Below are 11478 nucleotides of genomic sequence, written 5' to 3'. Positions count from 1 at the left end.
GCTTGTCTATGCGGGTTGGAACAGGCCAGCCAGCAGGAAGGCGCGCACGGCGGGATCCTCGGTCAACGCCGCGGCACGCCGTGCCGCCTCCCGCGCGCCTGAGGCATCCCCCAGCAGGGCCATGACACGGGCCCGCGTGGCCCACCAGGGTTGGTGCTGCGCGAGCTCAGGCCCCAGGGCATCCAGCGCCGTGCGGGCGGCAGCCGGATGCCCGGCCTCGGCCAGGGCAGCGGCACGGGCGACCAGCACCCCGGCCGTGGGAGCAATGTCCGCCAAGGCGTCGTAGAGAGCGAGCAAGGCGCCGTCCGCCCGTTGCCCCGTCAGACGAGCGGAGATGTGGAAGGATTGGATCGCGGCCTCAAGCTGGAAGCGCCCCAAGGTCCCGGCCCTGGCGGCTTCGCGCAACAGCGCTTCCGCCTCGGCCATCAAGGGGCGTGACCATAGTGCCGTGTCCTGCTGCGAGAGCGGAACATAGGCGCCATCGCCACTCCGCCTTGCCGGGCGCCGCGCCTCGGCATGGAGCATCATGGCGAGCAGGCCACGCGCCTCGGGCTCGGGGCTGAGAGCCACCACGACACGGGCGAGCCAGATCGCCTCCTCCGCCAGTCCGCGCACCGCGGCATCGGCCCCGGAGACATCCGCCCAACCCGTTCCATAGGCGCCGTAGATGCCTTCCAACACAGAGGAGAGGCGGGTCGGCAGCGCCTCCGGCCCTGGCAGTTCGAAGGGGATGCCCGCGGTGCGGATCCGCGCTTTGGCACGAACCAGGCGCTGTGCCATGGCGGCGGGTGAAGCCAGGTAGCAGGAGGCGATGCGCGCCGCATCGAGGCCCAGCACCGTCTGAAGCATCAACGGCGCGCGGGCCTCCGCCGCGATGGCGGAGTGGGCGCAGACCAGCATGAGCTGCAGTCGCCGGTCCGGCAATTCCACCGGTGAATCGGGCGTGGCGAGCCATTCCAGCGCGACACGTGCCCCATCCGCCACGCCGCGGTGGCGGCGGGCATGCCCAAGCCTGCGCCGGGCTACCGTGAGCAGCCACGCCTCAGGCCGATCCGGTACGCCCGTCCCTGGCCAATGGCGCAACGCGGATTGGAAGGCATCGGACAAGGCGTCCTCGGCGGCCGCCACGTCACCGGTGCGGGCGGCCAGCAGGGCGACGAGGCGACCATAGGCCCCCCGCGCCGCCTGCTCAGCCGCCTGCTCAGCCGCTTGGGCCGCACTCACGCAGGAGGCGGCAGCAGAGGGCGGATTTCGACCGCCCCGTCGATGGCGCCCGGGCAACGGGCCGCCCACTCCACCGCGGCGGCCATGTCAGGTACCTCGATCACCACGAAGCCACCCAGTTGCTCAGGGCTGTCGGCATAGGGGCCGTCCTGGACGTGGCGGACGCCATCCTTGAGGCGCAGCGTGGTGGCGGCATCCGGCGCGGCCAGGCGTTGTCCACCCCGCATCACGCCGGCGGTCCTCATCGCATCCATATAGGCGGTCCAGGCGGCGAGGTTCGCCGCGGCGCCCGTGCGCCCGGAAGGCTGGGCGAAAAGCAGCATGGCCTGCATGGGTCAGCCCCCCGCCGAGAGGATGGGACGGATTTCGACGGCCCCGGCCCCGGCGCAGGGCGCACGGGCCGCCCATTCCAGCGCGGCATCGAGGTTGGGCACATCCAGCAGCACATAGCCGCCCAGTTGTTCCTGGCTGTCGGCAAAGGGGCCGGTCTGCACCAGGCGCTCAGCTCCACGCAGACGCAGCGTGGTGCCGGCTTCGGGCGGCAGCAGCCCGGCGCCGCCGCGCATGACACCCGCGGCTTGCAGGGCCTCCATGTAGGCGGTCCAGGCGCCCCAGTAGACGGGAGCATCCTGGGTCTCGCGGCGGCCTCGCTCGGCGGGCGTCTCCGCGAACAGCATCACATATTCCATGGTGTCTTCTCCGGTTCAGGGTGAGGGGGGATGCCCTCGACACCATGAGCCGCTGGCCCAGCCTATCTCGACAGGCGGCCATAAAAAAAGGCGAGGGTTTCCCCCTCGCCTTTCCTGTCCGCAGGGCGGAGTGTCGGCTTTACGCCGCCTCCTGCGCCTCGTCCTTCTCGGCCACGGGACCGCTGTCCTGGCCCTTGGCGGCGGGGTCACGGTCCACCAGCTCGATCACGGCCATGGGGGCGGCGTCGCCATAGCGGAAGCCGGCCTTCAGCACGCGGGTGTAGCCACCCTGGCGCGCCTTGTAGCGCTCGGCGATGGTGGTGAAGAGCTTGTCCACCACCTTCTGATCCATGATCACCGCATAGGCCTGACGGCGGGCGTGCAGGTCGCCACGCTTGCCCAGCGTGATGATGCGCTCCACGTAGGGGCGCAGCTCCTTCGCCTTGGGCAGCGTGGTCTTGATCTGCTCGTGCTTGATCAGGCTCGTCGCCATGTTGCGGAACATGGCGGCGCGGTGCGTCGAGGTGACGCCCAGCTTCCGATTGGCCATACCGTGACGCATCACACCACTCCATCAGCGCGCATCGGCGCGATCAGTTCACATCCAGATTGGTAGCCCAGACAGGCTACCACTTATTCAATGCCCGGCCGCACCGCGGCCGGCGCCGCTCGACTTCCCTCTTCACCTGCGCGACAGCCGCGCGGCGAAAGCCAGGGCGGCGGAGCCGCCGCCTGGCGTATGAGGGCCGTTAAAACGGCTCTTCGACCTTCTTCGCCAGGTCCTCGACGTTCTCGGGCGGCCAGCCGGTGATTGGCATGCCGAGCGCGAGGCCCATCGAGGCCAGCACTTCCTTGATCTCGTTCAGCGACTTGCGGCCGAAATTCGGCGTGCGGAGCATTTCCTGCTCGGTCTTCTGAACGAGGTCGCCGATGTAGACGATGTTGTCGTTCTTCAGGCAGTTCGCGCTGCGGACCGACAGTTCCAGCTCATCCACCTTGCGGAGCAGGTTGCGGTTGAAGGGCAGGTCATCATGCACCTCCTCGCGCGCCTTCTCGCGGGGCTCCTCGAAGGTGACGAAGAGGGCCAGCTGGTCCTGCAGGATGCGGGCGGCCAAAGCCACCGCGTCCTCGGGCACCAGCGTGCCATTCGTCTCCACCGAGATCACCAGGCGGTCATAGTCGGTCACCTGGCCCACGCGGGTGGGTTCCACCCGGTAGGACACCTTGCGGACCGGCGAGTAGATGGCATCCACCGGGATCATCCCGATGGGCGCATCCTCGGCGCGGTTCATGGCGGCGGGGACATAGCCGCGGCCGGTGCCGACCATCAGCTCCATGGAGAGCTTGGCGCCATCGTCCAGCGTGCAGATGACCAGCTCCGGGTTCGCGATCTCGATGTCGCCCGTCGTCTGGATCTGGCCCGCCGTCACCTCGCCAGGACCGGTGGCCGTGAGCATCAGGCGCTTGGTGCCCTCACCCTGGTAACGGATGGCGAGCTGCTTGAGGTTCAGGATGATGTCGGTGACATCCTCCCGCGCGCCGGTGAGGCTGCTGAATTCGTGCAGCACGCCGTCAATCTTCACGCCCGTGACGGCCGCCCCCTGCAGCGAGGACAGCAGCACGCGGCGCAGCGCGTTGCCGAGCGTCATGCCGAAGCCGCGTTCCAGCGGCTCCGCCACCAGGGTGGCCTGGCGGAGATCGGCAGAGCCGGACTCCACGAGGAGCTTTTCCGGCTTGATCAGCGATTGCCAGTTGCGTTCGAGCAAAGGGGCAGGCTCCTTGGCGTCAGACCCGCCGACGCTTGCGCGGGCGGCAGCCATTGTGCGGGATGGGCGTCACGTCGCGGATGGCGGTGACGTGGAAACCCACGGATTGCAGGGCGCGCAGCGCCGATTCGCGGCCCGAGCCAGGGCCCGACACCTCGACCTCGACGGTCTCCATGCCGTGCTCGCGCGCCTTCATGCCGGCATCTTCAGCAGCCATCTGCGCGGCGTAAGGCGTGCTCTTGCGGCTGCCCTTGAAGCCCTTGGACCCGGAGGAGGACCACGCGATGGCGTTGCCCTGCGCGTCCGTGATGGTCACGATGGTGTTGTTGAAGGTGGCAAGCACATGCGCCACGCCGGAGCTGATGTTCTTGCGCTCCTTCTTGCGGGGGCGCGAGCTGGGCTGACGGGCCATCTTACTTGGTCACCTTCTTCTTGCCGGCCACAGGCACGGCCTTGCCCTTGCGGGTGCGGGCATTGGTGTGCGTGCGCTGGCCGCGCACCGGCAGGCCACGGCGATGACGCAGGCCGCGATAGCAGGCCATGTCCATGAGACGCTTGATGTTCATCGCGTTCTCACGGCGGAGGTCACCCTCCACGCGGAAATCGCGGTCGATCACCTCGCGCAGCTTCATGATCTCGTCATCGGTGAGCTGATTCACGCGACGCTCATCCGGAATGCCGACGGTCGCGCAGATCTGCTTCGCGTTCTGCGGGCCGATGCCAAAAATATAGCGCAGCGAGATCACCACGCGCTTGTTCGGGGGAATGTTCACGCCAGCGATGCGCGCCACGTTGCAGCTCCTGCAGCCCCCTCGGGGACCGTCCCTTGATGCGCCCGCCCCATGGGAGATGACCCATGGGTGAGCAATTCCTTCGTCCACAAATGCCGAGCGCGGCCGAAGGCTGCCGAACACGACACGCCCCGCCCGCAAGAGCGGAGGCAATAGAGCGAGCCCTGCGCGCCGTCAAGCGCCCGGGCTGAGAATCTTCGACAGCGACGCGGTCACATCAGCCATCTCGGCCATGCCGTCCACGCTGCTCAGCTTGCCCTGCTCCGCGTAGTAGGGCAGCAGCGGAGCGGTTTGCTTGTGATAGGCGGCCAGCCTGGCGCCCACCGTCTCCGCGCGGTCATCGGCGCGGCGGGTGAATTCCGTGCCGCCACAGACGTCACACACGCCGGCCACCTTCGGCTGCTTGAAGCTGTCGTGGTAGCCTTCGCCGCAAGCGGCGCAGGTGAACCGGCCGGAGATGCGCTCCACCAGCGCCGCGTCATCCACCCGCAGCTCGATCACGTGGTTGAGCGTCAGGCCATTCTCGCGCAGCACCTCGTCCAGCGCGCCGGCCTGGGGCACGGTGCGCGGGAAGCCGTCCAGGATGAAGCCCTTCTTGGCGTCGGGACGCTGCACCCGGGCCACGATCATGGCCGTGATGAGCTTGTCCGGCACCAGCTCGCCGCGCTCCATGATCTCCTTGGCCTGACGGCCGATCTCGGAACCCGCCTTCACCTCGGCACGCAGCATGTCGCCCGTCGAGATCTGGACGACGCCGAAGCGTTCCTCCAGGCGCTTGGCCTGGGTGCCTTTGCCGGCACCGGGTGGGCCCAGGAGAATCAGGTTCATCACTTCCTCCTCACCGCGGCCTCGGGCCGCGTCCGCCCAGCCGGGCCTTCTTGATCAGGCCCTCATATTGATGGGCGAAGAGATGAGACTGAACCTGCGCCACCGTGTCCATCGTTACCGTCACGATGATGAGCAGGGAGGTGCCACCAAAGTAGAAAGGCACGCCATAATTTGAGATCAGTATTTCAGGGATGAGGCAGACGATGACCAGGTAGATGGCCCCCACCACCGTCAATCGCGTCAGCGTGCGGTCCAGATAGTCGGCCGTGTGCTGGCCTGGCCGGATGCCGGGCACGAATCCGCCATACTTCTTCAGATTGTCGGCCGTCTCGGTCGGGTTGAAGACCACCGCCGTGTAGAAAAAGGCGAAGAACACGATCAGCGCCATGTAGAGGCCCATATACATGGGCTGCCCATGGGCCAGCAGGTTCGTGATCCAGTTCAGCCACCCCTCCGCCCCGGGCTCGGCGCTGAAGCCGGCCACGGTCGCGGGCAGCAGCAGCAGCGAGGAGGCGAAGATGGGCGGGATCACGCCCGCGGTGTTCAGCTTCAGCGGCAGGTGCGTGGCCTCGCCGCCGAACATACGGTTGCCAACCTGGCGCTTCGGATACTGTACGGGGATGCGGCGCTGGGCGCGCTCCACATAGACCACGCCGAAGATGACCGCGAGCGCCGCCAGCAGGAAGAAGATGATGAAGAAGGTGGAGAGCGCGCCCGTCCGCCCCAGCTCCAGCGTCGAGATCAGAGCCGAGGGCAGGTTCGCCACGATGCCCGCGAAGATGATGAGGCTGATGCCATTGCCCACCCCGCGCGCCGTGATCTGCTCACCCAGCCACATCAGGAACATGGTCCCACCGGTGAGGGTGATGACGCAGGAAATGCGGAAGAACATGCCCGGATCGGCCACCGCCGGCCCCGAGGCCCCACGCATCGCCTCCAACCCCACCGAGATGCCATAGGCCTGGATGATGGCGATGAATAGCGTGAGGTAGCGCGTGTACTGGTTGAGCTTCTTGCGCCCCGCCTCGCCTTCCTTCTTGAGCTGTTCCCAGGAAGGAATGGCCGCCGTCATCAGCTGCACGATGATCGAGGCGGAAATGTAGGGCATGATGTTCAGGGCGAACACCGTCATGCGCCCTAGCGCACCGCCCGAAAACATGTCGAACATGCCAAGGATGCCGCCGCCATGCTGGCGCAGCATCTCGCCCATGACGGCTGCGTCCACACCCGGCACCGGCACATAGGTGCCGATTCGGTAGACAATCAGCGCGCCCAGCGTGAACCAGATGCGTTTCTTGAGTTCCGTCGCCTTGGCCAGCACACCGAAGTTGAGGCTGGAAGCAAGCTGATCGGTGGCCGAAGCCATGCGTGACATCCCCCGCTGGTCAGACCGGACGCCGGGCGCACATGGCCCGGGCGCCCGCCCATATCAATCGCGCCGCCCCCGCGCGGATCACGCGTGGCGCCGCGCCGCCGATCACTCGGCCGCGGCAGCCTCGGGGAGGATCACCTTGCCACCCGCCGCCTCCATGGCGGCCAGCGCCGTGGCCGAGGCGCCGGAGACGCTGATCTCGACCGCACGGGTGATCTCGCCGCGGCCCAGCAGGCGCACGCCCGCATACTTGCCGCTGCGGGCCACGATGCCGGACTCGCGCAGCATGTCCTCGGTGATCACGCCCGAGGCAGGCAGCTTGCCGGCCTCGATCGCCGCGTCGAGCACGCCGATGTTCAAGGGCGCATAATCCTTGCGGAAGATGTTCTTGAAGCCGCGCTTGGGCATACGCCGGTAGATCGGGAGCTGACCGCCCTCGAACCCGTTCAGCGACACGCCCGTACGCGCCTTCTGGCCCTTCACGCCGCGGCCGCCGGTCTTGCCCTTGCCGGAGCCGATCCCGCGCCCGATGCGCTTGAACTTGGGCCGCGCGCCCTCGTTGTCGCGCAATTCGTTGAGCTTCATGACACTCTCCAATGACCGGCCGGGTGGGCCTCCGCGCCCTCGCGCCCCGGCCGCCGTTCGGATGATATACCTTGGGGAAGGCTGACCGTGGTCAGCCTTCCACCTTCACCAGATGCGCCACCTTGCGGATCATCCCGCGTACCGCGGGCGTGTCCTCCAGCTCGCGCGAGCGGTTGATCTTGTTCAGGCCGAGGCCCTTCAGCGTGTCCTGCTGGCCGGGCTTGCGCCCGTTGCCGGACGCCACCTGGGTCACGCGCACCGTCTTCTTCGCATCAGACATTGGCCGCCTCCTGGACCTCGGCGCCGTCCTTGCGGGGGCCCAGCAGGTCCGAAACCTTCTTGCCGCGGCGGGTCGCCACGCTGCGCGGGCTGGTCGCCCGGGTCAGCGCCGCGAAGGTCGCCTTCACCATGTTGTGCGGGTTGGTCGTGCCGGTGCACTTCGCCACCACGTCGCCCATGCCCAGCGTCTCGAAGACGGCGCGCATCGGGCCACCCGCGATGATGCCCGTGCCGGCCGGGGCCGCGCGCAGGATCACACGGCCGGCGCCGAACTCGCCGATCACGTCATGGTGGAGGGTGCGGCCTTCGCGCATCGGCACGCGGACCATGCCGCGCTTCGCACGCTCGGTCGCCTTGCGGATGGCCTCGGGCACCTCGCGCGCCTTGCCGGAACCCCAGCCCACGCGGCCCTTCTGGTCACCCACGACCACCAGCGCGGCGAAGCTGAAGCGACGCCCGCCCTTCACCACCTTGGCGACGCGGTTGATGGTGACCAGCTTGTCCTGCAGCTCGTCGCCCTGGTCGCGCTCGGGCTGGTTGCGATTCTGGTCGCGGTCGCGGCCACGGCCGCGCCCCCGGTTCTCGCCTTCGCCGCCGCTTCGCGGTTCACGTGCCATATGCTCTCTCCCCGCGCGTCAGAAGGACAGACCGCCCTCACGGGCGGCGTCCGCCAGCGCTTTCACGCGGCCATGATACAGATAAGGGCCGCGGTCGAAGACCACGGCGGAAACGCCGGCCGCGAGCGCACGCTCGGCCACCAGCTTGCCGACCGTCACCGCCGCGTCCTTGTCCGCGCCGGTCTTGAGGCTGTCGCGCAGCGTCTTCTCGAGCGAGGAGGCCGCGGCCACCGTGCGGCCCGCCGCGTCGTCGATCACCTGCGCGTAGATGTGCCGGCCGGAGCGGAAGACGGACAGGCGCGCGCGCCCGCCGCCCTTGACCTTGAGCTGGTAGCGGAGCCGCGCGCGGCGCCGTTCCTGCAGAGCAAGCTTCTTGGGCATTACTTCTTCTTCCCCTCCTTACGGAGGATGACCTCGTTGTCGTACTTGATGCCCTTGCCCTTGTAGGGCTCGGGACCACGATAGCCGCGGATTTCCGCCGCCACCTGGCCGACCTTCTGCTTGTCGATCCCTTCCACCTTCACGGCGGTGGGACGCTCGCAAGTGATCTTGATGCCGGCCGGGGCGGGATAGCGGATTTCGTGGCTGTAGCCCAGGTTCAGCACCAGGTCATTGCCCTGCATCGCGGCCTTGTAGCCGGTGCCGGTGATTTCCATGGACTTGGTGTAGCCCACGGAAACGCCCTTCACCATGCCTTCGACCAGGCTGCGCGTCGTACCCCAGAGGGTGCGCGCGCGCCGGTCCTCGCCGCGGGGGGAGACAGCCACCTGGTCGGGGCCGATCTCCACATCCACGAACTCGGTCAGCTCGAGCGAAAGCTCGCCCAGCTTGCCCTTGGCCTTCAGCGTCCGGCCGGCCAGCGTCACCTGGACGCCAGCGGGAACGGGAACGGGATACTTACCAACGCGAGACATGCCGCACCCCCATCAGAACACGCGGCAGAGGACTTCGCCGCCAACATTGGCAGCGCGGGCCTCGGTGTCGCTCATCACGCCGCGGGGCGTGGACAGGATCTGGATGCCGAGGCCGTTGTAGAACTTCGGCAGCTCCTTGATCTTCGAATAGACGCGCCGGCCGGGCTTCGAGACGCGGCTGATTTCCTTGATGGCGGGCTCGCCCTCGGAATACTTCAGCTCGATCTCGATCTGGCTGATGCCGGGGCGAAGCTCTTCCACGCGCCAAGCGCGGATATAGCCTTCGCGCTTCAGCACGTCGAGCACATCGGTCTTCAACCGGCTGGCCGGCGCCAGGCACTTGGTCTGGCGCGCGCCATGCGCGTTGCGGATACGGGTGAGCAGGTCGCCCAACGGGTCGGACATGGACATGGGCCGCTCCTTACCAGCTTGCCTTGACCACACCGGGGAGCTGGCCCTTGTTGGCCAGATCCCGCAGCTGGTTGCGGCAGAGCTTGAACTTCCGATAATTGCCGCGCGGACGCCCGGTCACCTCGCAGCGCAGGCGGATGCGCACCTTGGCCGCGTTGCGCGGCATCTGCGCGAGGCGCAGCGTCGCGTCGAAGCGGTCCTCGATGGGCGCGTCACGGTCCATCACGACAGCCTTCAGGGCGGCGCGCTTCTTGGCGTGCTGCCCCGCGAGCTTCTCGCGGCGCTTGTTCTTCTCGACGGAAGAGGTCTTGGCCATAGGGTCTGTGGTCCTTTGGAACCTGCGGGCTTTCGCCCGCGGTTTTCCCGGTTGATCAGTTGGTGAAGGGGAGGTCGAAAGCCTTCAGCAGAGCCTTGGCTTCCTTGTCCGTCTTCGCCGTCGTGACGAACACGATGTCCATGCCGCGCACCGCGTCCACCTTGTCGTAGTTGATTTCGGGGAACACGATCTGCTCCTTCAGCCCAAGGGCATAATTGCCCCGGCCGTCGAAGCCCTTGTTGCCCGGCAGCCCGCGGAAGTCACGCACGCGCGGCAGCGCGATGGTGACCAGGCGGTCCAGGAACTCGTACATGCGCGCCTTGCGGAGCGTGACCTTGCAGCCGATCGCCTGGCCTTCGCGGATCTTGAAACCCGCGATCGCCTTCTTCGCATGGGTGCGAACCGGCTTCTGGCCCGAGATCATCGTCAGGTCGGCCACCGCCGCGTCCAGCTTCTTCTGGTCCGCCGCAGCTTCGCCCACGCCCATGTTGATCACGATCTTCTCGAGCTTGGGCACCTGCATCGGGTTCTCATAGGAGAACTCCTTCTGCATGGCCGGACGCACGACATCGGCATAGAGCTTCTGCAGCCGCGCCATCTCGGGCGGGATTGCAACCGCGGGCCCGGGGGCCGCGGGCACCATGTCGCCGCGGCGCGAGGAGCCCTCGGCCGCATCGGGCTTCTTGCCCTGGGCCGGCGCCTTGCCGCCCGCCTTGTTCTTCGTCCCGCTCATGCGTCGAGCACCTCACCAGAGCCCTTGGCGACGCGCACCTTCTTCCCATCCTCGAGGATGCGGAAGCCGACGCGCGTGGGCTTGTCCGTCTTCGGGTCAATCAGCGCCAGGTTGGAGAGTTGGATCGGCGCCTCCTTGGAGACGATGCCGCCAGTCTCACCCACCCGGGTCTGCTTGGTATGCTTCTTCACTAGGTTCACGCCCTGCACCAGCGCGCGCCCCTCGGTGGGGGTCACGCGCAGCACTTCGCCGCGCTTGCCCTTGTCGCGACCGGCCAGAACCTGGACCCGGTCGCCCTTCTTGATCTTCGCCGCCATGGTTACAGCACCTCCGGCGCCAGCGAGATGATCTTCATGAACTTGCGCGCACGCAGTTCACGCACCACCGGGCCGAAGATGCGCGTACCGATCGGCTCGCCCGCCTTGTTGATCAGCACGGCCGCGTTGCGGTCGAAGCGGATCGCGGAGCCATCGGGGCGGCGCACCGGGTAGGCCGTGCGCACGATGACTGCGCGCTCGACCGAGCCCTTCTTCACCTTGCCGCGGGGAATGGCTTCCTGCACGGCCACCACGATGATGTCGCCCACCGAGGCGGTGCGGCGCTTCGAGCCGCCCAGCACCTTGATGCACTGCACCCGACGCGCGCCCGAGTTGTCGGCGACGTCCAGGTTGCTTTCGACGGAGATCATGCCTGCGCTCCCTCAGCCACGGCTTCGCCGTTGCGGGCAACGACCGTCCAGCTCTTGCGCTTGGACAGCGGAGGGCATTCCTGGATGGACACCAGGTCGCCTTCCTTGCACAGGTTTTCCTCGTCATGCGCCGCATACTTCTTCGAGCGGCGGATGAACTTCTTGTAGAGCGGATGCATCACGCGACGCTCGACCAAGACGGTGATCGTCTTGTCCATCTTGTCACTGACGACCCGGCCCGTGAGGACTCGCTTCGGCATTGCCG

The 11478-nt window shown here is 67.5% G+C and carries 20 protein-coding genes; all 20 read right to left on the bottom strand.

The window, feature by feature from the left end:
• Window positions 1-6: 6 nt before the first annotated feature.
• Window positions 7-1224, bottom strand: a complete 1218-nt coding sequence (locus tag GGQ83_RS14825; protein WP_184385353.1) for an RNA polymerase sigma factor — start codon at window positions 1222-1224, stop codon at window positions 7-9.
• Window positions 1221-1547: a YciI family protein gene (locus tag GGQ83_RS14820; protein ID WP_242535114.1), complete on the bottom strand. Its 327-nt coding sequence runs from the start codon at window positions 1545-1547 to the stop codon at window positions 1221-1223. Before GGQ83_RS14820 ends, GGQ83_RS14825 begins: the two co-directional genes overlap by 4 nt.
• A 12-nt stretch (window positions 1548-1559) precedes the next feature.
• Window positions 1560-1913 carry a YciI family protein gene (locus tag GGQ83_RS14815; protein ID WP_184385349.1) on the bottom strand — a complete coding sequence of 118 codons (354 nt, stop codon included), beginning with the start codon at window positions 1911-1913 and terminating at the stop codon, window positions 1560-1562.
• Between the two features lie 139 nt (window positions 1914-2052).
• Entirely contained in the window at window positions 2053-2475 is a 423-nt protein-coding gene (gene rplQ / locus GGQ83_RS14810; protein WP_184385347.1) for a 50S ribosomal protein L17, read from the bottom strand.
• A 187-nt stretch (window positions 2476-2662) separates the two neighbouring features.
• Complete coding sequence (locus tag GGQ83_RS14805; protein WP_184385345.1) at window positions 2663-3733, bottom strand: DNA-directed RNA polymerase subunit alpha; 1071 nt, start codon at window positions 3731-3733, stop codon at window positions 2663-2665.
• Window positions 3699-4091 (bottom strand): 30S ribosomal protein S11, encoded by a 393-nt coding sequence (gene rpsK, locus GGQ83_RS14800; protein WP_184385343.1) that lies wholly within the window; start codon window positions 4089-4091, stop codon window positions 3699-3701. The genes GGQ83_RS14805 and rpsK overlap by 35 nt, the downstream gene beginning before the upstream one ends.
• A 1-nt stretch (window position 4092) precedes the next feature.
• A complete protein-coding gene (gene rpsM, locus GGQ83_RS14795; protein WP_184385341.1) occupies window positions 4093-4470 on the bottom strand; it encodes a 30S ribosomal protein S13 in 378 nt (125 codons plus the stop codon).
• Between the two features lie 174 nt (window positions 4471-4644).
• Entirely contained in the window at window positions 4645-5298 is a 654-nt protein-coding gene (locus GGQ83_RS14790; protein ID WP_184385339.1) for an adenylate kinase, read from the bottom strand.
• Between the two features lie 10 nt (window positions 5299-5308).
• A complete protein-coding gene (secY, locus tag GGQ83_RS14785; RefSeq protein WP_184385337.1) occupies window positions 5309-6664 on the bottom strand; it encodes a preprotein translocase subunit SecY in 1356 nt (451 codons plus the stop codon).
• Between the two features lie 111 nt (window positions 6665-6775).
• Window positions 6776-7255: a 50S ribosomal protein L15 gene (gene rplO / locus GGQ83_RS14780; RefSeq protein WP_184385335.1), complete on the bottom strand. Its 480-nt coding sequence runs from the start codon at window positions 7253-7255 to the stop codon at window positions 6776-6778.
• A gap of 91 nt (window positions 7256-7346) precedes the next feature.
• Entirely contained in the window at window positions 7347-7535 is a 189-nt protein-coding gene (rpmD, locus tag GGQ83_RS14775) for a 50S ribosomal protein L30 (RefSeq protein WP_184385333.1), read from the bottom strand.
• Complete coding sequence (gene rpsE / locus GGQ83_RS14770) at window positions 7528-8151, bottom strand: 30S ribosomal protein S5 (protein ID WP_184385332.1); 624 nt, start codon at window positions 8149-8151, stop codon at window positions 7528-7530. The genes rpmD and rpsE overlap by 8 nt, the downstream gene beginning before the upstream one ends.
• An 18-nt stretch (window positions 8152-8169) precedes the next feature.
• Entirely contained in the window at window positions 8170-8532 is a 363-nt protein-coding gene (gene rplR, locus GGQ83_RS14765) for a 50S ribosomal protein L18 (RefSeq protein ID WP_184385330.1), read from the bottom strand.
• Complete coding sequence (gene rplF, locus GGQ83_RS14760; RefSeq protein ID WP_184385328.1) at window positions 8532-9065, bottom strand: 50S ribosomal protein L6; 534 nt, start codon at window positions 9063-9065, stop codon at window positions 8532-8534. Before rplF ends, rplR begins: the two co-directional genes overlap by 1 nt.
• A gap of 12 nt (window positions 9066-9077) precedes the next feature.
• Entirely contained in the window at window positions 9078-9476 is a 399-nt protein-coding gene (gene rpsH / locus GGQ83_RS14755; RefSeq protein ID WP_184385326.1) for a 30S ribosomal protein S8, read from the bottom strand.
• Window positions 9477-9486: 10 nt separating this feature from the next.
• Entirely contained in the window at window positions 9487-9792 is a 306-nt protein-coding gene (rpsN, locus tag GGQ83_RS14750; protein WP_184385324.1) for a 30S ribosomal protein S14, read from the bottom strand.
• Between the two features lie 55 nt (window positions 9793-9847).
• Entirely contained in the window at window positions 9848-10390 is a 543-nt protein-coding gene (rplE, locus tag GGQ83_RS14745; RefSeq protein ID WP_184385561.1) for a 50S ribosomal protein L5, read from the bottom strand.
• Window positions 10391-10521: 131 nt separating this feature from the next.
• A complete protein-coding gene (gene rplX, locus GGQ83_RS14740; RefSeq protein ID WP_184385322.1) occupies window positions 10522-10842 on the bottom strand; it encodes a 50S ribosomal protein L24 in 321 nt (106 codons plus the stop codon).
• A 2-nt stretch (window positions 10843-10844) separates the two neighbouring features.
• On the bottom strand, window positions 10845-11213 hold the full coding sequence (gene rplN / locus GGQ83_RS14735; RefSeq protein WP_184385320.1) for a 50S ribosomal protein L14: 369 nt from the start codon (window positions 11211-11213) through the stop codon (window positions 10845-10847).
• A complete protein-coding gene (gene rpsQ / locus GGQ83_RS14730) occupies window positions 11210-11473 on the bottom strand; it encodes a 30S ribosomal protein S17 (RefSeq protein ID WP_184385317.1) in 264 nt (87 codons plus the stop codon). Before rpsQ ends, rplN begins: the two co-directional genes overlap by 4 nt.
• Window positions 11474-11478: the final 5 nt, after the last annotated feature.

This window comes from Roseococcus suduntuyensis (assembly GCF_014196305.1).
Classification (GTDB): Bacteria; Pseudomonadota; Alphaproteobacteria; order Acetobacterales; family Acetobacteraceae; genus Roseococcus; species Roseococcus suduntuyensis.
Note: the sequence above shows the minus strand (reverse complement) of the source record. Positions and strands in the feature narration are given on the sequence as shown.